20 protein-coding genes and 3 pseudogenes are annotated in these 25602 nt (G+C 45.8%); 17 read left to right on the top strand and 6 right to left on the bottom strand.

All coding sequences use genetic code 11. From position 1 onward, the window contains the following. Window positions 1–615: 615 nt before the first annotated feature. From ACWPOD_RS20855 to ACWPOD_RS20845, 3 genes are all read right to left on the bottom strand, one after another. Window positions 616–1647 carry an IS630 family transposase gene (locus ACWPOD_RS20855; RefSeq protein ID WP_282150542.1) on the bottom strand — a complete coding sequence of 344 codons (1032 nt, stop codon included), beginning with the start codon at window positions 1645–1647 and terminating at the stop codon, window positions 616–618. A 112-nt stretch (window positions 1648–1759) separates the two neighbouring features. Next, complete coding sequence (locus ACWPOD_RS20850; RefSeq protein ID WP_237310119.1) at window positions 1760–2434, bottom strand: helix-turn-helix domain-containing protein; 675 nt, start codon at window positions 2432–2434, stop codon at window positions 1760–1762. Then, the gene (locus ACWPOD_RS20845) at window positions 2431–3066 is read right to left on the bottom strand and encodes an EAL domain-containing protein (RefSeq protein WP_237310121.1); all 636 of its coding nucleotides are present in this window, start codon (window positions 3064–3066) and stop codon (window positions 2431–2433) included. Before ACWPOD_RS20845 ends, ACWPOD_RS20850 begins: the two co-directional genes overlap by 4 nt. 344 nt (window positions 3067–3410) lie before the next feature. Between ACWPOD_RS20845 and ACWPOD_RS20840 the strand changes: the two are divergent. Further along, window positions 3411–3524: pseudogene (locus ACWPOD_RS20840) on the top strand (transposase); the annotation flags it as partial. 61 nt (window positions 3525–3585) lie between these two features. Then, window positions 3586–4351 (top strand): annotated as a pseudogene (locus ACWPOD_RS20835) (IS3 family transposase); the annotation flags it as partial. A gap of 50 nt (window positions 4352–4401) precedes the next feature. Here ACWPOD_RS20835 and ACWPOD_RS20830 read toward each other — a convergent pair. The 3 genes and pseudogenes from ACWPOD_RS20830 to ACWPOD_RS20820 all read right to left on the bottom strand — a co-directional run. Continuing rightward, window positions 4402–4653: an IS66 family transposase gene (locus ACWPOD_RS20830; RefSeq protein WP_425597798.1), complete on the bottom strand. Its 252-nt coding sequence runs from the start codon at window positions 4651–4653 to the stop codon at window positions 4402–4404. Next, window positions 4617–5540 (bottom strand): IS66 family transposase, encoded by a 924-nt coding sequence (gene tnpC / locus ACWPOD_RS20825; RefSeq protein ID WP_425597800.1) that lies wholly within the window; start codon window positions 5538–5540, stop codon window positions 4617–4619. The genes ACWPOD_RS20830 and tnpC overlap by 37 nt, the downstream gene beginning before the upstream one ends. A gap of 17 nt (window positions 5541–5557) precedes the next feature. Continuing rightward, window positions 5558–5641, bottom strand: a pseudogene (locus tag ACWPOD_RS20820) (hypothetical protein); the annotation flags it as partial. Window positions 5642–6033: 392 nt separating this feature from the next. On the opposite strand from ACWPOD_RS20820, the gene ACWPOD_RS20815 reads away from it, so the two are divergent. The 15 genes from ACWPOD_RS20815 (at window position 6034) to ACWPOD_RS20745 (ending at window position 25564) form a co-directional block, all read left to right on the top strand. Then, window positions 6034–6594, top strand: coding sequence for a hypothetical protein (locus tag ACWPOD_RS20815; protein WP_282150518.1), 561 nt, complete (start codon window positions 6034–6036; stop codon window positions 6592–6594). 11 nt (window positions 6595–6605) lie between these two features. After that, window positions 6606–7121 carry a hypothetical protein gene (locus ACWPOD_RS20810; RefSeq protein ID WP_282150517.1) on the top strand — a complete coding sequence of 172 codons (516 nt, stop codon included), beginning with the start codon at window positions 6606–6608 and terminating at the stop codon, window positions 7119–7121. Beyond that, entirely contained in the window at window positions 7121–7933 is an 813-nt protein-coding gene (locus ACWPOD_RS20805; RefSeq protein WP_282150516.1) for a hypothetical protein, read from the top strand. Before ACWPOD_RS20810 ends, ACWPOD_RS20805 begins: the two co-directional genes overlap by 1 nt. A 128-nt stretch (window positions 7934–8061) precedes the next feature. Further along, a complete protein-coding gene (locus ACWPOD_RS20800) occupies window positions 8062–10734 on the top strand; it encodes a hypothetical protein (RefSeq protein ID WP_282150515.1) in 2673 nt (890 codons plus the stop codon). A 4-nt stretch (window positions 10735–10738) separates the two neighbouring features. After that, window positions 10739–11086, top strand: a complete 348-nt coding sequence (locus ACWPOD_RS20795) for a hypothetical protein (protein WP_282150514.1) — start codon at window positions 10739–10741, stop codon at window positions 11084–11086. After that, entirely contained in the window at window positions 11083–12483 is a 1401-nt protein-coding gene (locus ACWPOD_RS20790; protein ID WP_282150513.1) for a baseplate J/gp47 family protein, read from the top strand. Before ACWPOD_RS20795 ends, ACWPOD_RS20790 begins: the two co-directional genes overlap by 4 nt. A 44-nt stretch (window positions 12484–12527) precedes the next feature. Beyond that, window positions 12528–13352 carry a phage tail protein gene (locus ACWPOD_RS20785; RefSeq protein WP_282150512.1) on the top strand — a complete coding sequence of 275 codons (825 nt, stop codon included), beginning with the start codon at window positions 12528–12530 and terminating at the stop codon, window positions 13350–13352. Window positions 13353–13409: 57 nt separating this feature from the next. After that, window positions 13410–13874, top strand: coding sequence for a hypothetical protein (locus ACWPOD_RS20780; RefSeq protein ID WP_456232182.1), 465 nt, complete (start codon window positions 13410–13412; stop codon window positions 13872–13874). Beyond that, the gene (locus ACWPOD_RS20775; RefSeq protein WP_282150510.1) at window positions 13871–15136 is read left to right on the top strand and encodes a hypothetical protein; all 1266 of its coding nucleotides are present in this window, start codon (window positions 13871–13873) and stop codon (window positions 15134–15136) included. The genes ACWPOD_RS20780 and ACWPOD_RS20775 overlap by 4 nt, the downstream gene beginning before the upstream one ends. Before the next feature lie 73 nt (window positions 15137–15209). Continuing rightward, window positions 15210–16328, top strand: coding sequence for a hypothetical protein (locus tag ACWPOD_RS20770; RefSeq protein WP_395206142.1), 1119 nt, complete (start codon window positions 15210–15212; stop codon window positions 16326–16328). A 97-nt stretch (window positions 16329–16425) separates the two neighbouring features. Beyond that, window positions 16426–19059 carry a hypothetical protein gene (locus tag ACWPOD_RS20765; RefSeq protein ID WP_282150508.1) on the top strand — a complete coding sequence of 878 codons (2634 nt, stop codon included), beginning with the start codon at window positions 16426–16428 and terminating at the stop codon, window positions 19057–19059. 362 nt (window positions 19060–19421) lie between these two features. Further along, window positions 19422–19745, top strand: a complete 324-nt coding sequence (locus tag ACWPOD_RS20760) for a hypothetical protein (protein WP_069497786.1) — start codon at window positions 19422–19424, stop codon at window positions 19743–19745. Then, entirely contained in the window at window positions 19742–20155 is a 414-nt protein-coding gene (locus ACWPOD_RS20755) for a hypothetical protein (RefSeq protein WP_069497785.1), read from the top strand. Before ACWPOD_RS20760 ends, ACWPOD_RS20755 begins: the two co-directional genes overlap by 4 nt. Further along, window positions 20148–20774 (top strand): defense against restriction DarA-related protein, encoded by a 627-nt coding sequence (locus tag ACWPOD_RS20750; protein ID WP_395206143.1) that lies wholly within the window; start codon window positions 20148–20150, stop codon window positions 20772–20774. Before ACWPOD_RS20755 ends, ACWPOD_RS20750 begins: the two co-directional genes overlap by 8 nt. Next, entirely contained in the window at window positions 20771–25564 is a 4794-nt protein-coding gene (locus ACWPOD_RS20745) for a defense against restriction DarA-related protein (protein WP_395206144.1), read from the top strand. The genes ACWPOD_RS20750 and ACWPOD_RS20745 overlap by 4 nt, the downstream gene beginning before the upstream one ends. The last annotated feature ends 38 nt before the right edge of the window (window positions 25565–25602 follow it).

The raw sequence follows: 25602 nt of genomic DNA, 5'->3' as shown, positions 1-25602 counted from the left end.
CTGCTCCAGTATTTCTGGGTACTATCAAAACAGATCAATCACTTAAAGTCATGTCCGAAAATCGGGGACCACTTCTGTTGTTTAAGAACTGAACAATATGGGGCTACCATGTCTTTTCATCGAATTAAGCAACAAAACCACTTCGCAGTTGAATTCGGGGACAATATCAAGTCAAATAAAAATATGATATTGTCTTAATTTATTAGTCGATTTGATAAGTTAAAATTTGATTTCAGTATTTTTAATGAAACTTTCAAATATAATGATTTAAATTAATTGTATTTAACCTTTTTGTGTAAATTTAATGAAAAACCTATAGTCTTTAAAGATAAATCCACAATCTTTACAAAGGAATTTTTTCTTGATTATAATTTTCTCTATAAATTTTCTTTCTATTCTATAGCATCCAAAACTAGAACAGTTTCTACACTTCATCTAAACCTCTTCCATTAATACATTATTTTTAACAAGGAATTTATTTATAATAGATTTCATACTTTCTGGTTTTCCATATAAAAAACCTTGAACAAATATACAGTCATTTATTTCTATCAAATGATCATGTTGCGCAATGCTTTCTATCCCTTCTATAACAATTTTATATTCTATACCCAATCAACTTGAAGATGCAGGCTTGAGTACCTGAAAATTATCATTGATTCGAGACGTCAATGAGCCTGCGATCTCTGGAAGAGTCACATCAAAAAATTGGTCGATGGCTTTCTTAAAGTCTCGTTGATTTTTGAAGTAAACGTTGTTCCTCGACTGCTCGTTCATGACCTTCCAAAGCCGCTCAATTGGGTTAAAGTTTGGGCTGTAAGAGGGAAGGTAATGCAGCTCAATGTTAAGAACAAATGCGGCATCTTTGACCAAATCACTGCGGTGATACCCGGCACCATCTAAGATGATGTGCAGTTTATGATTTAACGGATAGCTCTCTCTGAGCTTACAAAAAAAGCGAACAACATTTTCACTGTTAATGCTTTCGTAATCGCTAACAATGGTCGCCCCAATATCCGACAGGTTTAGCTCACTAATAATGTTCAATCGGCTGCGATTGCCTGTTGTTTCAATCACTTTATCTTGACCGGTGCGTATCCAACCATGCGATATCTTTGTCGATAATGTCGGGTGAACTGCGTCTATAAAGACTATTGATTCGCCCTCACCACAACTCGTTTTAAGCGCTTCGTAAGCCTCTATGAACGCTTGCTGTTTTTCCTCATCGAACTTATGTGGTACGCCTTTCGGTTGCTTGTAACTAAAACCATGGTGATGAAGCCATTTGTTCATACCTGAAACCGTGTAATCAAGTCCAAATGCCTCTTTAACGTATGACACAATTTGATGAGTGTGGGAATAAGTCTTCTCAGTTAAATGCTCGATAAGATGTGTCGTTTGGGTATCAGAAAGCTTGCTTTGGCTGCCCCCATTTTCAGGCTTCAGCTTTTCTGAAAGCACGTAGTCACTAAGATGGCGTGCAACCGTGGATTCATGGATACGAAGAGCTTGAGCAATCATGGGCTGACTCCAACCTTCAGACGCAAGTAATACCGCTTTTATACGGTCACATACTCGAGCATCACGAGTAGAGTCGTGCATCTGTTCGAGTTGCTGTTTCTGTTGAGGAGTCAGTGTCATTTTCATAATGCGTAGCATGATCCTGATTTTATCGAAAATCAAGCACCTTCATTGTTCACGGGTATAAACGGATAAATTAATACGTGAAATCTTATTATTAATCACTGACATATTGATATTAGCTTTTTTTAAATAAATTAATGAAAGTTTTTGGAGTCATTCCATAAACAATTTTAAACTTTTTTATAAAAAAAGAACTACTGGAAAAACCTAATAATTTCGAAGTTGTAACAACGCTTTCTGTAGATAATAATGGTTCCACTGAGTTTTCAATTTTAACTTTAATCACTAATTCTGACATTGTCACATTTAGCTTAGACAAAACTAATTTAACATCTCTAATACTTAAATTTGACCTTTGACAAAGCTTATCAATATTCCAGTTTATTCTTGGATGTTTCTTTATACACTCTCTTATTTTTTCTAATTTTAGTTCATCTGATTTTATCTTGGGCAAGAAAAGATCTTTTTTAATCAGGTCTAACAGATAATTTTTATAATATATTGATGATAGCTCTAAATCGTTCTTTGTTTTTAAATAAATATAATAATCACGCTTGGACATGATTTGCTTTAAATGACTGAATGATATTACTTTAAGCTCTACTATTTCTTCTTCTAAAGAATAATGAATAACTTCCCCTTTCGGAAGATAAAGGTAATCACCTGGTTGAAATATACATGAAAACCCGTTATACGATACAGCGCCACTCCCTCCTTCAATCTGGATAATATGTTCATTCTTATTGAAGTAAGCGCCTAATTTACAAGGTTTAACTTTAACTGATTTCATGATGCAAACCTTTTCGGTGGATTTTTATAATATCCCTGATAATATATTTTGTTAGAACTTTTTGAATATTGTTTTATGCTTGAGTCAACGCCATCAATAATTACGCCAACGTTACAAAATGGAATTAAAATTTGTGCTACATGATTTTCTAAATCGTTAAATGAGTACTTTTTGTCTATTTTAATATAATCCCAATCTATATAACCTAAACATTGATTAAAAGTTTCATCTTTATGACAAAAAGAGTCTAAGCAAAATTCAATTCCATACTCCTTGAGTTTTTTTATTGATAGATACAAGTCAGGTAGCATATTATTTTCTATTTCATTAACTTCTATCACTAAATTTTTGTTATTAAATAAAGAAATTCTCGTTATGAATTCATCACTCAACAATATATTTGCAGTAATATTAATACTAAATTTGTTTTTTTTATTTTTTTGAAGTTTTTTAACAATATTTAATGCAGACTCCATTATTATTTCATCGGATACAGTCATATCTAAAAACTGCTCCTCATAATATCCATCAGGTATAGTGTATAAAACCTCAGAGAAAGCCACGTCTCCAGTTTCACTGGAGTAAATAGGATGCAAAAAAATACTATTTGAAATGCTACTTTTAAAATCCATGTCTCACTACACCTTTTTAAATTTTTTTAAGCACAAGATTAATCACCTCTTAAAACCTAAGCAACCAGATTCCTATTATTAGCCATGATATTTAATGTTATTTATCACCTTCAAACACACTGTCATTATATTGACATTAAGTTGACCGTAAATTAACAGATAGCTTATTGAGCATTTAAAATCAAGAATGCTTTAGTGTGGTCTATGTTGAAGGCTTTATTACGTAACTCGATGAAACTAAGGCAAGAGGTGATGAGCTGTGCGGCAACACAGTTGATCACCCTAGTCTTATGCAGAAGCCTCGTTACACAACAACTAACTGAAAACATTACAATAAAGTCCTAATCAATCGTGGTTCACTCGCTTTCTGGATTGATAAAGAAGTTATAAGCGAATGGAAGCAAAGCAAACAGAACAAGAGCGGCAGGCCTCGTCAATTCAGCGACCTCGCCATTACTGAGTCGCACCAGCTATCTTGGACCCTGAGTTAAGTAAGTAAAATCACTAACGAGGTGAATCATGACAAACAAGAAAAAACGTATTATCCGTTCTTCCGAATTTAACACTTGAGTTTGCGGAGAAAGTCGGTGTTGTTGTTACCGCTAGATAACTATCTCTCCATGACTCTCAAATCTATGGCTGGCGTAAAACCGCAAATAAAAACTCCAGTACTGCTGAGCGAGAAAAAGAGCTAGAAATAGTAAAAAAGGCCGCCACCTACTTTGCGAAGAATATAAAGTAGCTTGTGTTACGAATTTATGTTTGAACAGCTGCAGTATTTCCGTGTGTCTCACATGGCTGAGGTGTTTGGCATATCGCGAAGCGGGTTTTACCACTGGATCAAGCATCGTCATAGAGACTGCCTGCGAGAACAAGCCCGTCAGGTATTAGACGACAAAGTCAAAGGGGCGGTTGATAGCCGCAAAGGCAGGGACAGTGCTAGACGTATCCAGATAGAGTTAACTGATTACGGTAGCAGGCATAATGTGAAGACCATTGCCAGTAGCATGAAACGTCAAAATCTATTAGCTAAAGCTGCTCGTAAGTTTAAATGTACGACGGATAGCATTCATAAGTTGCCAATCACTCCGAACTTGTTGGAACAAGACTTTTACGTATTTGGCTATCAGTGAAGGTTGGCTATACTTAGTGGTAATCATTGATCTTTATTCACAGCAAGTCGTTGACTAAGAGGATGATAGCAACATTAGTCAGCGATATTCTTTCAATTACCTTATTCCATCGTGGCTTTCCTGGGCGAGTCATCGTTCATAGTGACCGTGGTGTAACCGTTCACCAAAGCAGATTGACTTCTCATGACTGAGAGGATCGATACTACAGATTAAAAACGTTCGGGTACGATTTCTTCTCAACAACAGAAGTGATGATTTCACTCAGAACTGACATTGCTGATGGACCGCGCTTTTTACAGGTTTCGATAAGTGTATGAATGCGGCTACGGAATTTATCGCCTGCATCCGAGGTCGTTCCGAAGCTGATTTTCCTTTGAATGACAAAACCTCTACTACATCGCTCAGCTTCATTATTGGTTAAGGGGATTGATGTTTTCTTGAGGAAAACCCACAAGCTTTCCCTATGTTTGAGCAGTAACTTGCATCGCCGCGATATCGCTTGACCATCACGTCCGTTCCTTTGTTTAACCAATGATCGAATGATTTTTGCAGCCTACGCATTCGCCTCAAATACAGTGAATAATCCAAATCACCTTGCTCATAACGATGTCGAGTATGGAAAATAACGTTCGTTAGCAAACAAAGATGTTTACCAATATAAGCGGTGTGCCCACCACCACTATAATCCGACATTTGCTGAAGGTTACGCTTCACATGTGCCCAACATAACTGATGACGGTCTGCATCTATCCAGTTATAACTTGGGCACTGGTCGCTTACCACAATGCCTGTATAGTCTTCATCAATGACCTTTTTCGCTGAGGAGGTCGAGCGCGAATAGAGTATTTGTTCATAGACAAGGTCATCACTGGCTACTAACCAACACCAGCGCAGGCTCGTTTCATCATTTCGGTGATGGGAGGTCTCGTCAGCATGAATCAAAGGTGCTTTCTTTAACGCTTGTTTTATCGCTTGATGCAATGGAGTCAACATTGAAGCGACTTTGGTTTGCGCTTCGCTAATCGCCCCGACCGAAAAGGTTGTGCCAAGCTGCTCTTTAAGCCGTGATTGGATTTTCCGAACACTGAGGTGATATTGCCCCGCAAGAACCCCAATGTAACTTGCTAAGTTCGGCCCTATAATCCCTTGCGATGCATCGTTAGGTTTTTGAGCTTTTACGGCTTCTTTGCAGTGCCGACATTGGCCTGAAAGTAAACGGTATTCGGTGATATAGACAGTGGGTTTTGGAATATCGAAAACCTGATGGCGATAGTACGGCCCACCTTGGTTCTCAACGTCAGATTGAGCACAACAAGGACAAGTTTCAGGGAAACAGTCAATAATGACATCCGTTTTCTTTAACGGTGAGAGTTTTCGTTGATGCCCTGTGTGGCCTTGTTTAGCCCCTCTCGAATTGCGACCACCAGAGCTTTCAGCTTTTTTCTCTCATAGCGTTCTTTAGGACTGTCTGATGAGGGCGATTTTGAAGAGTTTTGGAGCTAGTGGTTAGCTTGTCTTCATAATGTCGGAGCTGTTCCCGCAGCTCATCAATAAGCACTTTAGCCTCATTTAAATCCGAGACTTCAGGTGGTGCTTCTTGGTATTTAGGTGCTTTTTTCTAGTCATGAAACCATGATAGCTTCCTAAAAGGATCACTCAATCCTAATGCGTAAGGTCACACTTTTTGTGTCAATAGGGCTTGGTGAACACTTACTTTCGGTCTTTGTTATCCATCGACAATAACAAAGTTTAAATCGCGTGCCTGATTGGTTTGAGTTAAGATTCACCAAGCCTATCCCCTATCTCAAAATGCGCCGCCACTACCGGAGCGGCCATGACACCGATTGAACTACTCGAAGACGTGAAAGCGAGATTCCCTGTCTTGCTGCACGACGACGAAAAGGCGCTGTTAAGCCTATTGCGTAAAGCGCTGACCAAGTACCAAGAGATTGCCGGATTTACCACTAAAACCCGCATCCAACAAAGCGACTTAGCCGATATCAATCAGTTTGAATTACCGTCCGACTTTGCTGCAAGGCTGGTGGTCAAAGATGACCGTGGCCGTTATGTGCGTAGTGAGGTTTGGAGCAACGTTCTTGAACTGAAATTAACGGGCGCAGAAACTTTCCCACTGACATTGATGTACATGCAAAACGTACTCAATGAGCCGTTTGATTCGTTCCAGCTTCCAACGCCGTGTATTAGCTTGCTTGGCGACTATTTGGAATTGCTGATCACTATCCCGAACGCAGAGCGTCAACGCCGTATTGCCATCGCTGGCAAGTTGGATGTGACCGATATTGCTGCCGAACCTGACCTAGCCGCACGTAAAGCCGAGATTGAAAACTCAATGCGCGCCAACCGTGCCATTGTTCCGCCAGTATCGTTGCTATAAGCGAGGTTGCGATGAATCCATACATGCAGCTCGCCAAACGTGCGACCAATAACTTTATGAATAAGCCGTGGCTGCAAGGCTGGCAATGGGCGGTTGAAATTGACTCGCCGGACGCGCCAACGGACTTTGATATTTACGTAAAGGATATTGATTTTGGTGCTGGCTCTATCGATGCGGATTCATTCCAAGTCGGTTCAGGCTCTATTGCGCTGCCTACATACAGCAGCGTAGGTGAAATTACCCTAACGGTTCGTGATGACCAAAACCTAACTGTTTCTACATGGTTTGGTGGCCGAATAGAGAAAGTCAGAAACCAAGACGGCACACTCAACATCCCCAAAGAGTACGTGTTCAAAATCAATATATTCACGCTCAATGAAAACGGCAAAAAGTCACTCTATAAGAGCTATCAAGTCTTTCCTACCAAGATTGGAAACGTAATGTTTTCACGCGAAAACGGCAACCAGATCCAGTCATTTCCGCTCATTCTCCAAAAATTTATGTCTGTAGGTAACAAGGTACTGTAATGCACATTCCATCATTTCCACTACCAAGTAACATTTCAGAAGTAATTGAGTTTCGAGTCCCAACCGTGGAAGACGCTCTATTGTTCTGCGACCTCAAAGAGTACCAAGAGGAAGCCAACACAACTCGCTATCTGAACCACATGCAAGACACCAGCAAGCGCCCTATGAGTGATAGCGGCTTATGGACTGGTGAAGATCGCCGAGCGGCATTGTGGTGGATTTTTATGTCCACTAGCGAGCTAGGCACCATTCCATTTAGCTATGAGTGCGAACACTGCAAAGAAACTCACTATCTCGATCTCAATATGGGCGAGCTAATGGAATCGGCCAAAGCGCTCAATGGATTGCCAAAACAAGAGATCACCTTAAGCGTGAAAGGTAAGTCATACCTAGCGAACGTGAAACCACTAACCGGTTATGAAGCGGAGCAACTTGAGAACATTCGCAATGAGCGCGACCAGTACGAACCGGACAGCGCTGAATGGAAGCAACAAGCGAATCACATGGCGCTCACTGAGCTGGCCTACTGCCTAACATTCGAAGATCAACCCAAAGACCAAGACGATGCCCTAGTGTGGAAAATCGACCTATTGAAATCGATGTACCTAAACACGGAATTTCGTGTTGCCTTTGCCAAGGTTGAAAAGTGCCTACGCAATGCGCGTCACGGATTGCTCACCAAGTACGACGAGGGGCGTTACTACCTAGTCGCCACCATTCCGCAGTGCCAGAAAGTTATCGAGCAAGGAGGTGAAGCAACTCGAACGTTGCTCTTACCCTTTCGGAATAACGACTTCATTACAACGTTTTGATTACGTTGGTTGGAACGTACTGATTGAGAACTTAACGATCTACGGTGGCCAGCCTATCGACGCGGTATTTCAAACGCCTCAATCGATGGCCATAAGCCTAGATAAAGCGCTCCAAGACAAGGTGAAAAATGGACAGAAATCAACAAGAGGTTGATCTTTCACTGGTTGTTGATGCAGTGAAGCGAGCCAGTGACAAAGAGCTGACCGTGCTATCTGAGATTAGTCGCAAGCTCGATGGCAAGACGCTACCAACGAACCAACAAAAGACCGTCCTTGCAGTAGATACAAAGGGCATCGAAAAGGCGGTGACTAAGGGCGTTTCCAACGCCTCTTTAAATGCCTATACCATTCCGAGTACTTATTCCCAAAAAGGATTCAAAAAACAATCAAATGGCGCACATCAATCCAGCTTAACCAAGACCAAGCGAACGGGTGAAATTGAGCTGTCATTTGCGCCTAGTCAACCAGCAGAGATACAAGCAAATCCGGACGCTAAAGCGGTCGAGCAAAGCAACTCTTTAAGTGGCGTTACGCCGATTGCTGACACACTGAAAAACGAGGAGGCGCGCGAGCCTGTAAAGCAAGCGCCTGTTGTCGTGAATGTAGAGTCGCCAGAATCCAATTCTGAGCGTTTAGATACCTCAATCCTTGATGATGTACCAGAGAAGCTAGAAAAGGTCGTCTCTGACGCACTGGCAGAGTTTGAGGGCTATTGGGAAGACGCAAACGGCAAGCTTCGACGCTCCGATGGCCGCTACGCGAGCAAGCAAGAGCAATCGGCTTACAAGAACGCGCAGCAAACGGCATTAGAGCGCCAGATTGAAAAGCAAACCGACACGGAAAAGGAAAGCCAGAGCGTTTTTGCCAAGGTGGCCACCAGCCTTAAGCAGTTGGCCATCAATAACGTGAAAGAGTTCCTACAGGAAGAAAACGATGCGACCGATGCAGCTGGCGCTGCGGCTGGCGGTTCGTTCTTCTACTCCGCAAAAGAGCTCTATCACTTAGGCCAAGACGCTAAAGACGCACTGAATGATGTGACCGAAAAAGCCACCTCAACCAAAGACAAGCTAAAAGAATCGAAACTAGGCCGACTCTTTGCCCGAGGCAAACAAGCGCCAGAGGCAGACAGTCAGGCCGTTGCAGCCATAGAGACAATTAGCCATGAACAACTATCAGCGACAAAAGATTCGTTCGAGACAAGCCATCCAACACAAATTACGCCTAGTGATCGACCTAACCGTGATGGTGCTAGGGGTAACGATCCTGTCAATCTTGCTAGGGGCGATTCTAGCAGGATAAGCAAAGCCAGTGAGCTAACAAGCACCAAAGATCAGAGCTACCGAGCAAACATGCTTGAAGTGCTCCATGAGTCGAGTGCTGATCGTGAACGCCAGTTTGATGATGTGCTAGACAAGCTCGATGATCTGATTTCGGCAACCAAAGCAGCGGGGAACGATGGCCAAGGTGGTTTATGTGACTTGGCTGGCGATATGTTTGAACGCCGCAGTGGTCGTAAAGCTGGCGGTAAGCGTGGCCGAGTTAAATCGGTTATGTCAGGCACTGGCAGCAAAGCCTCAAACGTGGCCAGCAAGAGCGTATCGATGGCGGGAGCTGCCTTTAAAGGTATGTCTAAAATCGGCTCTGTTGCTGGCAAGGCGATCCCTTTCCTTGCTCCGGCCTTAATGGCCTACGATGCGTTTAGCGGATTTACAGACCAAGACAAGCAGAAAGAGACGTTCAACCTCAAAGATGGCCAAGAGGCGACAACTGGCCAGAAAAGCTCAATGGCATTGGCGAACGTGCTCGATTTGGGTGGCCTAGTCAGTGGCGGTGCTGGTTTGCTTGGTTCGGCGCTTGGGGCATTAGGTTTGGATGGCGCTAAGGAAGCATTAACCTTTGATTCTGGAGATATGGCCAAAAGCATTTACAAGCTATTTGGCGGTGAGGTTGAGGACGACAAAGAGGCTAAGGATTCTAAGGCTGAGAAAGCTCAACCGGAGAAAGAAGAACACCTTAAGAGCGCCGAAGCCTACCACACGGCTCAAGCGTCAGGTGATGAGAGAAGCATGCGCGAGCTTGATGCAAAAAACTCAATTCAAGTGACCTCTCAAGAGGTATCGCAAAAGGCCAGCGAGCAAGGTATTAGCTACAAAGAAGCTTACTTAGCTGTAAAAAGAGAAAAACGCATTAGCCAGGACAAACGTGTGCAAGTGGCTAATGAAACAGGCATGGATATGTCCGGTATGGTCGAGCATCCCGAGCTTGGCCAAGTTTACTCGCCAGATAAGAAAGCTGAACAAGTGGCCGCCGTCGATGCGGAGATCAAACGCCGTAAAGAGGCCGAGGCCGTAGCCGCACTAACCAAGGCTGCAAACAACACGCAAACCAACAGCGTGACCACAGCCAGCCATGAATCATCCATCAATACCGAGCTAAGTAACCAGAAAACGGATGATCAATCCGTGGTGAAAGTGGACACCGAAAACACCTCGAATAAGACGGTTGCGACTCAATCATCCATCCAACGCAATGAGCGAGTTAGCGAGCTGCAAGCACAGGCAGCAATGAAAGACCTCAAAGAGAGCGGCAAGCCTCAAACCGTGGAACTTAGCAAGCATTCATTAGATGCCATTGGGCGCGCGGTTAGCGGCAGCGATGCAACCAAACCAACCACTATCTTTGCAGCGCCTAGCGGTGGCTCAAGCAAAGACAAACCAGCGTCAGCCACTAAGGCTAGCGGCTCTATTCCTCTCAACTTTGATGACCGTTCGTTACAGCGTCAAAGCGCTGATATGGAGTAGATAAATGAGCCAAGAAATTGATTACTTACTACGGGTCGATATTGACGGTGTAAAGGTAGCCGATGAGAAACACGCGATCGTTGCGCGCGTCTATGAATGGCTCGATACACCTCAAGGCCAAGTTTGGGGCGCTCCAAAATGGGGCAACAGATTAGGGGCATACAAGCATGAACCAATAAACGAAACCACAGCAGCAGCTATCGAAAACTCAATCCTATTAACCCTCCCAATTGACGTGAAAGACGCGGTGGTTCAAGGCATTGCCGTAGAGCCAAGCGTGAACGGTATCGATGCCTACAAATTGACGATCGTTGTGAACGGTCAAACGTTGGAGAGAGGTATTACGTTTTGAGTAAGTTAGAAGAAGTCAAAAAGACCTTTAACGAGGCGATTGCTGGTTCAAGCTGGTGGTCGCGTCATATTAGTTCGCAATTCGTTGACTACCTTTGCTTATTTGTGGCCAAGATTGTTGAACGCATGGCAGCAATCAGTAGCCGTGCATTGCAAGAATCCTACTTGACGCTAGCCACTAAACGCACCTCCATTTTGGCGGGTGCTGAAACTGAGGGCTATGTAGGGCGAAAAGCAGCGCCATCGAAAGGCCGTGTGCTAGTGACCAATACCGGAACTAAGCGCGTTACCTTACCGAAATACAGCCAATGCGTTGCTGGCAACCAATTACGCTACACGCTAATGGAAGCCATCGATCTCATGCCACAGGAAAGCGCGTCTGTAGAGGTTCAACAGTTCGAAGTGTCCAAGATGACCTACACGGTCGATGAGGGGCATAACTGGTTAGCCGTTGCTTTCCCACAAGAGCTGACTAAGCGCATTCATAACATCATCGTGCGCGTGAACGGCGAGCAATGGAAGCACGTCTTTAAGTTTCGTAATACGGACGGCAAATCCAAAGCCTACATGGAATATTACAAGCCAACCGATCAGCTAGGTGTTCGTTTTGGTAACAACAATAACGGTCGCGCGCCAGCAACGGGCGATGTGATTGAGTTTGAGCTATGGCTGACTAATGGTGTAACTACCCTACTCGATGCGCAGCCATTAGAGCTCATCGATATGGGTATTCAAAGCGCCTATAAAGACCAGCTCGCCATTAAAACGGCCACCAGCATTATCGGTGGTGCAGAGCCGGAGGATATTGAATCAATCCGAAACAACGCCCTTTACTCGCCAATCTATGACGAGCAGATTGCGTGGGACTCGGATTACATGACCTTTGTTAAGCGTAATATTTCGGGTGTTACTTGGTTGTCTATTTGGGGCGAAGCGGAGCAGGAAAAACTCACTGGAAAACCTGACGTTCGCAACATAAACACGATCTTTATTTGCGCTTACTCTGCCGATAAAACCGATGAGATTTTGAATAAGGAAATCCAAGATCTATTCGCTGGCCGTGAGGGCTATAACGAGCGCTATAAGCTGGTGGAACGCAAAGACGTGCCATTTACCGTAACGGTCAAAGGTAAGCTTTACCCAAACTCAAATCCAGAATGGGCGACAAAGGTATTGGCCGATGCGTTGGATGCGAAATTTGGTAAGCAAGCGAGCCGTAATGAGCGCATTACCAAGAACCAGATTTGGGATGTGATCCAAGACCTCAACGCGACATTAGGCATTAAGGAATTTGAGGTTGAGGTAGTCGGTATTCTTGACCGTATCCCTATCGATACTTACCACTACTTGAATGTGAGCACGTCAACAATTCAACTGAATTACGACTACTCATTATAAAAGTTTTCGCATGCGAGAACTTTCAGACCAACAAGGCGAAAAACATGGCATTTGGAGACTTTAGAAAATGGCTATCTGGCCAGCTAACCAAGGCTCGTCAAAAAGAAACGGCTTGGGTGGATTTGGCAAGCGCCATCGCTGACTCTATCGAGACACACGTAGATTCATACATTGAAAAGCTTAAGGCACGTTCGTCTCTGTACGAAATGGATAAAGAATCGCTGCTAGAAGATATTAGAGAGCTGCGAAAAATCTTCCCACTAGGCGAAGTGGCCGATGAGGACTTGCCGCACGTTGTGATGCAGCGTAAGGACGAAATCCACTTTAAAAAGACCATCTACCCGCTTATCTCTACGCTCGCGCGTGAGTTTAAAGGGTTACGTGTTAAGTGGGAACAAATCTACGCACCAGTAGACCAAGAGCGATTCCCATACGGCACGTTCTTAGTTCCCGAGTCGGAGTTAGAGCTGCAGAGTGACTTTTTCCTGACCAGTCGAGGCGCGATTCGAATCCCTTTGAATGACATTGCAGGAGAGGACGGTATCACCGAGGAAGCCATTCGAGCGTTCGAGGCGAAAATCAGACGAGTGGTACATCCACTTATCCCGCTACGCATCGTTTTAGACGGCCAATTGTACTCAATCGAGTTCGAAGTCATGGACATGGTGGAAATTCCCCACTATTTCGACCATGTTACGGTTGGAAAACAGGTCACTACCGATATAGAATCAACACCAAGCTATAAACAGGACTTTGTTCGGACTGGAACGACGACACAGGAAGAACGTCCAGTTAGCCCGATGTATGGTACAGCTCGAATGGATGCTATCCCCTTGGATGCGATCTCCATTGATAGACGGTACTATTAATCCCTACTCCTATTCCCCATCCCATTAAAGCGCCACGACTTATACGAGGTCGTAAAGGTGCTTACACAAAAAGTAGTCCTATCGCAGTGTGAACTGCTTAACCGTTATTACGACGAACGCGCCTTGTCGTCGTTGCCTACCAATGGTACTTCGCCTTATTTCCAATTTGGCGATCTTGAATGGGGTTTTGACCTTATCCAAGATATTGAGGGCAAGCCTAGCTGCATGCCTATTCCACTGGACAAGAAAACCATTAAAAACGTGTTTTACCGTTCTAAGGCCAACTATGCCTATGTGAATGGCAACATCGTGATCACGGCAAACTTACCAGCGGGTACGCTAGCAGAAGATGAACAACACCAGTTCTCTTGCGTGGGCGTGAAAGATGCAAGTGGCGGCCTAATTCTGGTGGCTGTCACGCAACCAGTTTGGATTTACTCTGACCGTGGCCTATCGATTGAAGTCGTGATCAACACGGCTCGCACTGATAGCGCTAGAGTGGCGCAGGTTGGTGCGCAATGAGTCGCCCAAACTTCGAAGAAACAATCATCATTCCACCACTGCTAACGGACTGGCAAGCGCTACCGCTTATCACCGATACGCAGTACCTAGAACCACTGACCAGTAACAGCTTAAACCGCAAATTTTACGGCATCGTTCGCGCTGGTATTTTCCGTGGTTTTGAATGTGCTCCGGCTGGTGGCATGAAACTGCGTGTGAGCAGTGGCGAACAATTTGGCGTGGCGTTAGTTGAGCGTGACGACTACATCCTAACCGTTCGCCAGCAGCATGATGTTGATGTGGAAATTCCGGCGGGTGCTACGTCATACGTGGTGCTCGAAGCGTTCTATAAGTTCGGCGTAAAGACAAAGCAAGTCGATTTAGCATCCGACATTGAAGCGTCAGAAATTAAGGTACTGCCACTGGAATCGGTCGAAGATCATCATTTGATTTTGTGCCGTGTCACCGTGCCGGATACCGCTAGCCAACTGGAAAGCGAACACCTTAACTTTGATGACCGCAAGCAAGGCGGCTATGACCTCGAAGGGCACATTTCACATCCAGACCCACACAATCAATATGCGATGCGCGCCGAGGCTAAAGCGCACTACGCAGACCGTGAAAACCCGCACCACGTAACCAAAGAGCAAGTTGGCCTTGGATTGGTAAACAACTGGTCGGCAACCAGTGAGATTAACGTAGATAGCGATCAGCTGTATGCCACGGCAAAAGCGATCAAGTTAGTCCACGATAAAGCGGTCGCAGCCTACAACAAAACGGTTGAGCATTGGCCATATATTGCGGCTGGTGGCGAGACAAAAATCGCATTACCTTATGAGGTGCCAGAAGTAGATGCAACGTCTATTCAAGGCATTGTGCAGACCAAAGGTAGCGCTTGGCAGTTCCTCAAAGACACGAACGAAGTCGAAGTGGCCGAACCACTTGAGGCGGGTGATGAAGTGGTGATTACGCTTGGTTCGCCATCGGCAACATCAAGCACGATCATTGCCGAGCTTCAAGAATACATCGACAAGCTTGAATCCATCATCAATAGCGGCTCTGGTAGAGCTGTCGCTCCTATGGAGGTTATCCATAGTCACTTCCCTAACACCTCGAACACGTTCGCTATACCGCCAGCGTTTGCAGAGCGGCCTATTAAGCTCGTGTTCCTACAAGGCGTACAGCAATCGAAAGACTTTGCTTACACCATTGTGCCGGACACTGGTGTTATCCAGTTTGTTGACGAAATTGCAGCAGGAACGGAGATCACCTTGGTCGGCTAATCAGTTTCTACATTCCCCAAAGCCTATTCCCCATAAATGCCCTTTTTTAACTAACAAATAAATTGGATCTTTTATGGCTACACAAAACAAATTAACTCGCATTAACCGTCTAGTTTCTGACTTAACAGCACAAGACGTTGGCGCATTGCCAGTAGGCGCTCGCGCGGCAGACGCATCAAAACTTGAGGGCAAAACTAAGGCTCAAGTTGTTAGTGAAGCGCGCGCGAACCTTGTTCCTACTTCTCGCACTATCAATAACAAGCCACTAACAGGTGATGTGACTCTGGCTCACTCAGATGTGGGCGCAGCGCCAGCAAGCCACACGCACGACTACATCCCTAACAACAAGAAAGGCGTTGCAGAGGGCGTGGCTACGCTAGATAGCACAGGTAAGATCCCACAAGGCCAATTGCCAGCTATCGCTATCAAAGAAACGTTCCCTGTTAAATCAGAAGCGGAAATGCTTGCTCTGACAGCGCAAGAGGGTGATATGGCAATCCGTTCGGATCTGCGTAAATCATTCGTTCTTATGCGCCAACCAGCAAGCACACTAGCGAACTGGCAAGAACTGTTAACGCCAACAGATGCGGTTTCATCTGTTAACGGCCAGCGCGGTAACGTAGTGCTTGAAGCTACAGACGTAGGTGCTGAACCAGCGTTTAGCAAAAAAACAGCATTCAACAAAGACTTTGGTACTGCCGCTGGCACAGTGATGCAGGGTAATGACTCTCGCGTTGTTAATGCAGTACCAAAGACTCGCACTATCAACGGTCACGCGCTAAGCCAAAACATCGCGCTAACAGCAGAAGACGTGGGCGCGCTAGGCGCTGGCGAAACTGCCGCTAACGCTGCGAAACTTGAGAACTCAACAAAAGCGCAAATCATTTCCGAAGCACGTAACGGCCTAGCTGCTAGTGGTACGTCATACACCAAAGCGGAATCTGACGGCAAGTACGCAACCAAATCAAGCGTAGCCGCAACAGTCAAAGACGCGATCCGCACTGTCGATATTACGCTAGAAGCGGCATCAACTACCGTCACTCTACCAGCAGCTACTATCTCTGCCGTTCTTGTTCTAAGCGTATGCGGTGTAATGCAAAACGCAGGTGTATGGAGCCTATCTGGCAACACAATTACGTTCGGTGAACAGCTACAAGCTGGCGACATTGTGACTGTTATCGGCTTCAAATAAGCCATGCCCTTTCCTTTCCTACTTCCCCCACTAACAACGTGGCTCCGGCGCTTTGTCGGAGTTGCTGGTCATTGAATTGAGAAAGGCATATTTCTGAATGGCATTAAAAAAATTGACTCAAGTTGGTGGCAGTCCGGCTCGCAAAATTCGTGAAGAAATCGCTACGAAAGTTGATGAGCATGCTAGCAAGAAAACTAACCCGCACGGAGTCACAAAGGCACAAGTAGGCTTAGGTAACGTACCGAACTATACGGCCACCAGCTCGGTATCGGACACGTCCAATAGCAAACTTGCGACCGCTGGTGCTGTTAAACAGGCATACGACAAAGGCGTTGAGGGTTTAAATCGCGGTAACGCTGCTTATGACCGAGCGGAGCAAGCAGAGACAAACGCGAACAAGCACACCGACGAACGTATCAGCACTTTGATTGGTGGTGCGCCAGCAGAAGCGCTAGATACAATCAAAGAGCTAGGTGATGCGTTAATGGATCAAGAAGATGCGGTAGCGGCCATTACAACCAATATCGCTCAACACAAATCCGACACATCAAACCCACACAAGGTGACAAAAGCTCAAGTTGGCTTATCCAACGTACCTAACTACGCATTCACGGCGGCGGTTAACGATGCCAGTGACGTGAAATTTGCGGCGGCAGGTGCAGTTAAGAAAGCGTATGACCTTGCAGCGTCGAAGATGACTCAAGCGCAAGCCGATGGCCGCTACCTGAAACTTGCAGGTGGTACATTAACTGGCGGCCTACTCATCGATGAGGGCGCAAGTAACGTCTCACAACTTCACTTAGGCCATACAGGTAAGCGATTCCATATAGAAACGAAAACCGATGGCTCATTTGACATTGTGGAGAGTGACGTTTCAAGTCGATTGAAGATCCGCAAAGGTGGTGAAACAACGCTATACGGCTCAATGAACGCAACAGAGTCGGTATCTTCCAACCGTAGTGTTGAAGTACAAGGTACGAGAGCTGGTAATACGATTCCATCAACCGACCATGTAAAAATGGATGGTTACGGTTTGATCGGTAATCGCCAAATTATGTATCTAACTAACGGCTCAACCGACGCAAAAGCCGAGGTAAAAATTGGTGTAGGTGGTGCGCACAACTCAACGGCTGCAAACCTGATCTTAAATAAGAGCAAAGTAGTCAGTAATGTGCCTATAGAAGTATCAGGGAGCAAGGTAGTTACCGAGGCATTCAACCGTACCGAGGTTGTGCGCACTTCTTTAGGTAGTGATAATTCTTGGTGTCTGGTTGCTAACGTAACGATGCCTCAATCAAGCTCTACTGCGGTTATTGAGTTCTTTGGTGGTGCTGGCTTTAACACTGACTTGCACTATCAGTCGTCACGGCACCAAATGATTCTGCGAGCTAGTAACGGAAACCCTAAAGGTCTAAATGGTCAGGTTATTACGGATCATCCTAGCGGCTTGCCATTCAGTGAGTTTGGCTGGGTGAATACTAGCGGTGACAATTACGCAATCTATGTGAAAACACGTAGTGCCTACAGTACGAACATTCTTATTCGATATATGTGTAGTCACACCATTACGCCATACGTTAGCAACAAAGGTGCGAGCCAGCCTTCGGGTATGACTAAAGGGCGAATGGTCACTAGCTATACGTCTTACAATAAAGACTTAGGGGCAATTAACTCTGTTGACGGAAAGGGTTTAGAGCTTGATTACTCGGCAAAGAAAACTTGGATTGGTTCGCGCAACACATCCTACTGTCACATGGAGACTGAAGCCTCAAGCGGTTTTTACTCTTACTCTCTGCTTACCCTCTCTAAAGGGCTTGATGTAATGCTCAATCAGAGCATTTCATTAGGTGGGCGAGCTGCATTTCGTAATACAGACGGCAACTGGCTTCGCATCAATGACTTAGCCAAGTTTACTTCTGGCGTCTTTTTCGGTAGCTCATTGGTTCGTACTGATGGACAGTTTACTGCGGGTTCTTGGTCAGCCAAAGTAAAGGCAGCTCGTGTAGCTCCTGTCTTCTATGATGGTACTTGGGGTGGTAACGGTTATGCTGCTTACAGTGTTAATGTACCAGACAGTACAGGTGCTCATTGGGCTTTTGCCTCTTACTACGATGGGACTAACATTCGTGCTGGTATTCAGATTCTTACTAACTCTGATGGTCGGATTAGACTCTACACTAACCGTAGAAGCAACTACGTAGAGGTATATGGCGGTAATGTGTATGCGGGTTCGCCTCAAAGCTCGGCAGCTCATTCATTAACACGTAAAGACTATGTAGACGCTAAGTTTAACAGTATTCCAACAGCGCCCGTTGGCGATATTATGGTGGGCAACGACCCATCAAACAGGACATCTGGTGTGCTACAAGGTCATGTTACTTGGCATGCTCGCAACTGGGCTGGACGCACTACGGAGTCTGCATCGCTAATGACTTGGGTTAACCCAACAACAGGATTTAAGGTTGTAAAAGCTGGCACATATTACATCGAATTTACTGACTATAGACGAGTGCGCGCTACAGGGCAGGACGACACTGTTTCAGCTCGTATTCAAGTTAACAACGCGACGAAAATTACCAATAGTTGTACTGCTAGGGATAACGCATTGGCAACTCCAACCGCTAAATGGGTAGGCCACCTTAACGTAAATGACACGGTGAGGTTCATTTCTGTAGGTGGTGAAATTATAGTAGGAGGTGGTCATTTTACAGTTCGCTACATCAAGCCATAACCATCAACCAAAGGGACACGATGCTGTCCCTTTTCTTGCAAAAGTTTTCGCATGCGAAAACATTGGCGCATATTGATGCGAAAACGAAATTTGATATAATCCAAATCTCTCAAATATAGATTTCACCTCATTGTTTCCTCGTGGAATATTTTGTTCGCGTTGCCGCGCGACAAAACGGTTGGATTGGCCTCTCACTCACTCGTTGGGTGAGAGGTTTTTCTTTATGTAGACCGTTGATAAATCTCTTTTTCCCAAAAACCAGCCCTATTTTATAGCCTTTAAAAAGTAAGTAACGCCCGTCTATTGAGCAATCGCCAGCATTCCGAATACACTTTGCAAGACACATATAAAAGGGGGATTTAATGCCAGTATCAGTTGTTGGTGAGAGCTTTGCTATTAGCGTTCTGGCTCTATCCGTCCTCAGTGGTGTTGGGTCATATCTCCAAGGCATACGCGAGCAACGTTTGGCTGGTGGATTCCTTGACTTTTTAACCGAGCTAACGCTGGCGTTGGTGGTCGGTTTGATAGTCGCTTACTTGTGTGACAGTGAGGGTGTGGAGTCTGGTTACACCAGCGCGCTTGTCCTCATCGCGTCAAACAACGGAGCAGACTCAATTAACTTTATCCGCAAACTAGCTAGCCACACGTTAGCGAGATTCTTTAATACCGGAGGGCAAGGCAAATGATGGAATTTGCAGTAATTGGCCTAGCCATTGCTGACCGATTTTTGCTTAAACGAAACGCAGTAAAAATACTGCATGCAAACCAGATGGACGATCCCGAAGTGATTCGATTCGTTCTTGGTTATCAATCTAACCGAGCTATTACGAATGGGACACTAACCTATTCGTTGCGAAGTAAGAAACGACCAAAAGCCGTCATTACTCGCACACGTAAACTCGACTTTTCACACGCCGGAAATAACAGCGAATACCTAACGTTCGACCGCAAATTGCTTGAACGTGAAGCAGGGGAAAAGCTACACGGCGAGTGGATTCTGGACGTGAAGATTGAGCGCTCCTGTTCCCTAATCAATCCGCTATACAAAATCTTCCCTACCTGTACGACATATTCAGAGGAATTTGAAATTGCGTAACAACAGCAAGTTTGCACTAGACCAGTCGCACAACTATGTGGTGGTCGATTTTGACAACGTGACCGAACGCGGCCTTAAGAGTCTGATCACTGCGTTAAAACAAGCGGGTGCGACTGTTACAGACGTAGAAGCCTCGAACAAGAAAACGAGACGAGACGGCGAGACAGTAAAACGCGCCAAACTGTTCTTTGATAATGGCCAGTCCATGACGCTGTTTGTGGGTGATGAGGGTGACATTTACCAAATGACACTGAACAACACGAAACAGCCTATCCCAAGCGTGAAGAACGAACGCGAGCTTGCGCGTGAAATGGTTCGCCTAATGGAGCGCAACCAAAGCAAGTTTGACAAGCAAGTAGCTCGCAAAGCGGCACAGGCCGTTAAAGACACCTCAGACATTCAACCAGCCACACGTTCTATTGCTAAGCGATTGGAAGAAGCCAAGGCAGCCGAGCAGGTTGCACAATCCAATTACACCAACGCCCTAGCCGCTCGGGACAGTGTTCGCACGAAGTTGGAAGAAGACCAACGCCGTGTAGCCGATCTTGAAGCTGCATTAGAGCAAGAGAAGCAAGAAACCAAGGAACTTGAAGCGCAATTAGAGGCGGCCAACGCATGATGTTTACCAGTCAAAATCAAATAAAAATTGTGGATCGCATCGACCATCTAGCTAAAACGCTAACACCGGAGCAAATCGAAGCGGTGCTGCAAGGTGAAAACGCCGACCAAATCCTAGAAGCACTATCGCTTGAGGATTTGGAAAACACTTACCTATACCAGTGCAAACCAGTGCCTCAAATGATGCTAGAGGCGTTCAAATCAAAAGCGTCAAAGCTTGAGTTTCGTGCTCAGCAATTTGGTAAGCACTTGGAACGTAAAACCCCTACGCTATCGGTAGAAGCTGTAGAAGTGGGTAAACCGCGCAAATCTGGTGCGGTCGCTGTCCAAATGGTGAAAATCCCATTTTCGGATGGCCAGAGCATTTCCATTGCGTTCCATGCGCCGGATAACGATCCGCTAAAAATCAATCCAGATGACACGCTAATCGCGTTCCGCTTCCTAATGAACTCGCGCGATATTACTCACGTAGTCGCGCCAAAGGGCAACATGGATTTGTCTCTTAAGGAAGTGACCGACAAGCTAGCGCAATTGCTTGAGAACAACAGCGAGAAATTTGTCGTCGCTAAGGCCAAGAAAGACGCTGACGCAAAAGCACTGGAAGAAGCGCAACAAAAGGCACAAGAGCTTGATGAGCAAGCCGCTCAGCTAGGCCAAGAAACAACAGACTTGGAACAGAAACTTGATGAGCTGGCCAAGAAAGAGAAACGCCTAAAAACTCAGATTGCTACCCAAAACGAAATCCAAGAAGAACTACGCAAACAGCTTGCTGCCATCAAACCAGCAGCAAATACAGCAGCGACCAATGTGGACGCTGGTGGCAGTCCGTCTCAAGTGATCGAGCAATGGGACGCTTCATGGACTAAGCAAGAGAAACGCGACTTCATCATTGAACGCGCTTTCAATGGCGATCTCGATGCCTTTGTTAAGCAGCTAAGCCAAGAGTTTAAAGACTCATTAGAGTTTGCAGGTGCAGCAAATCAAAACGTTCCTAGCACGTATTCAGAGTCGTACATCAATGATGCGATTTATGAGCTCGATAAAGGCGCTATGACGGTATCAGAGCTTGCAGAGGCTAAAGAATACATCCGTGATTCAATTGAAAACGATTTTCCTCAGTTGTCAGACGAAGAACGCGAGCGAAAAGCGAATATCGAGCGCAAAGAATGGCTAGTGGCTCTTATTGGCCGCAAGACCATTGCTAAGGGCTGGAAGATGGATAAAGGCGAAGATAGCGAGCCGTTTGTCTACTTCGAATCGCCTGACGCGAACGACGATGATAGCTTTGGCCAGTACATGATCCACGCGCGCGATAACCAAACCTTGGCTGTCACTTACGGCGAGGGTTCACCGCTTGCTGGTGGCGACGATCTACAAGGTTGGGAAGCGGCTAAATCGCTTATTCTGGCTGACTACGACCGTGAATCTAAGTTGCTTCAAGATACCGATGACAGCAACGAAGAACCGCAACCAATTGAGAACGACGAGCCAAACGCGAACGACCAAGACAAAGACGAAACCACAGCTAACCTATTCTGGTATGGCCTACGTCTACGCCCTTATGGCTTGGGTACAACGCCGCCACAACATCAAGTGGTTAAGTACCTCGATCCAGAATCGGCTAAAGAGCAATTCGCTGACGCTGGTAATGGCATTCGCCACGGCGCGATCGCTTATGACCAAAAACTGCCACCAGAGCTAGTAAGCAACTTTGACCTAGAACCGCTATTTGGCATGGTTGAGGGCGACCTAGAGGAAGCGGAGCGCATCGCAACCGAAGCGCTAGACCAATGGGGTGAGGACAAAGGCGTTGATGAAATTCCTCAGTCTACGCTCGATACCCTAAAACAAGTGGGCTTCAAAGCAGCGTTCGCTAAGCAGCTACGCCAGCAACCGGAAATGAAAAATCGCAAGGAAAATCCAAAAGCGTACAAGCTATGGAGCGCATCGATTGACCTTGTGACACCGGAAATGATTCAAGAGATTGCCGAAGACCTAATGCTGGTTCAAAGCGATGCTGAATTGCAACGCCAAGCAGAACACACGCAAGGCCGCATACGCTTCCAAGAAACTGCCCTATCCATACTTAAGGATATGCAGTCAGTGAGCCCAAGCGATCGCAAGCGTCTAGTTATGCTGGCTGACCTAACGCTAGGCACTGGTAAAACGCTAAAACGTGGCGAGAAAGTGGATGACCAAGCTAAGCGCATTTCAGAGCAAGCGCACCTAGTGGAATCACTACAAGGTGAAACCTTAGCGTCATTGGAAGCGCAATTTAAGAACCGCAAAGAGATCACTGATTTCCTAACGGCTCATCGCATCCCATTTAACCGCCGTGCGAAACGTGCTGACCTACTGCAAGCTATCTTGAACTACCGTGACGGATTCTTTAGCGCAACGGCGAAAATGTTCGACCTACGCACGCTACGTGGCGACCTATACGAGAAGTTTGAGAACGGCGAAGCGTTGGCACTGGATGACGTAGAAAAAGCGTTTAGCGCGACTACGGTTTACCATGAGGGTGACGTAGCTTACACCAAGGCAAAAGGTGAAACCGTCATTCCAGCAATGGCAGACCAAGGCGAGGACTACCAAAAAGTTGAGCGCTTCATTAAGGCGATCGATGACGGTAGCTACCCTGACCTATCCGAACCAAGTTCAGATGAGCTCTTTGCTCAGCACTACGCAATGGCGAGTGTTACCAACCAAGACATCCTGGCAATTCATGGTTTTAGATACTTGGATAACGATGAGCAGATCGACAATGAACAGATGGCGCGCGCTATCCATAACTCGGTCATGCCATTGTGGTACACAAAAGCTATCGAAGCGGAATACGAGAGCCGTGGATTCCCTAGCCTTGCTGCATTGCCTGACTTGAACCATAAAGGCCAATTCAAGGCGACACGCGAGAAGCGCTACGCACCAGTAGGCACTACTGGTCAAGCTGACTTTAGCGTTATCGATACGTACACAGGCAAGGTGCTAGAAACTGGCCTAGAGGGTGCAGTGGCGCAGCAAAAAGCGACTCAACTAAACGACCAAGCAGTGAAAGAAAGCACTATTGCAATCTTTAACATGCTTAAGGACGGCAAAACGCTTGAGCAAATTGCAGAGACGGAATACAGCGCACCACTAGAGCCTGTCAGTCCGGCCATGTTCACCACAATCAACGGCTTTGAATCATTGTATTCAACGTTAGCCATTAACGGCTCAGGTTCGCTTCACTCGCGCCCAACACTACGCGAGAACGCCGACAAGCTACTGGCTAAGGTGGACGCTGACGGCAAGATTAACGATGTTGCGCTAACCGAAGAACAAGAGAACCAAATGGAAAATACATTTGGCTACAGTTTCTTCTCTGCGAAGTCGAACAAGGGTAAAGAGCTACGCTTTATCGCTAACACCAATTCTCGCAGCTACCTAACGGTTGACGGTGCTAACAAACTGCTTGAGCTATTGGGTGCTAAGAACGCCGTAGAATCTGACACAGCAGATGAAGTGAGCAAGGGTGCATCCGAGGAAGAAAAACAACTTCTCGCACTAGACCCAACTCAATATTCATTTGGCTCAATCTATGAGAGCGAGGGCATTCGAGATACGGGTGAAATCGCTAAGCGAATCCGCGCCTTTATCGCTCAGCTTAAGAAAGCTGGCAAGATCAGTAATGACGTTAAAATCTCAGTACGCAAGCCTCGCTACGGCACACTAGACCTAACGCTGACTGACTTGCCAAGAAACGTCATGCTCTACAATCCAGCTTACCTACAGTTCGAGATTGATAACCCTAACTCGCCAACGCCACACGGTATGAGCCGTTATACCGAAGCAGTAGATCAGCTGATCGAGTTCGTTAACGCTTATGTAGGCCAATACGACTACAACAACAGCGACACGATGACCGATTACCACGATCGCAATTTCTTTGGTGGCCGCCTAACCGTGGACTTTGATTTTGGTAAGGAGCGCAAAGTGGTAGAGCTCGCGTCTCTAACTGAAATTCACCAGCAAGGCGAACAGGCAGAGGATGACGTACTAGACGTTAACTCATTCCGTGAAAGCCTAGACGAAGAAGAAGCAAAAGCACTTGAGCAGCTAGAAGCCTTTACCAACCTAGAGCTAAAACTTGGTAAGCAGGAAGTGACTTTCCCAACAGGCCGAGTGAAGTCGATTAATGCGAAAGATGAGGACGGACTAACTTACAGCCTAGACGTTCTATTCGACATTCTAGCGACCGACTTAAGCGAAAAAGCGAAAGCTCAACTTGAGACGATTAAGGACTGGCAATCTGCGGATACCTACTACAACGAAAAAGGCGCATTGGCACAACCAAGCGTTGCGGCTGGTATCCATTCAGCAAATGGCTCTGTACCAGCGAACGTGTACGCTCCGCTAACCGTGCGTTCATGGCTAAACGAACGCTACGTTGATATTTACCCAATCGCTAAAGATGGCGAGTACAAGTTCGCGCTATACCAAGGCAATGACTTGATCGGTGAATTTGACGATACAGCGGAAATGGAAGCGTTATTAGTGAAAGCGTTCAATCTAAGTAGTGAAGCGCCTCAATCTGAAACAGAGGGTAATAACGAAGAAATGGAACATGTAGAGAAACTAAAAGAAATCCGAGATTTCACTGGTGAACCTACGCCGGAATTGGTTGATGAGTTCCAAACCGCACTAGAACAAGCTTACGCCTACTTCGAAGCTAACGACCAAGTGGCAGAGAATGAAGCGTTGATGGATGCCGCTCTAAGCAACATCACCAGCATGATCCAAGCGCAAATCTAATCACAACCAAGGCCGCCAAATCGGCGGCCTAAACCGGA

This window comes from Vibrio sp. JZG120, assembly GCF_053890955.1.
The sequence above is the reverse complement of the archived record's forward strand: the minus strand, read 5'-3'. Positions and strand labels throughout refer to the sequence as shown.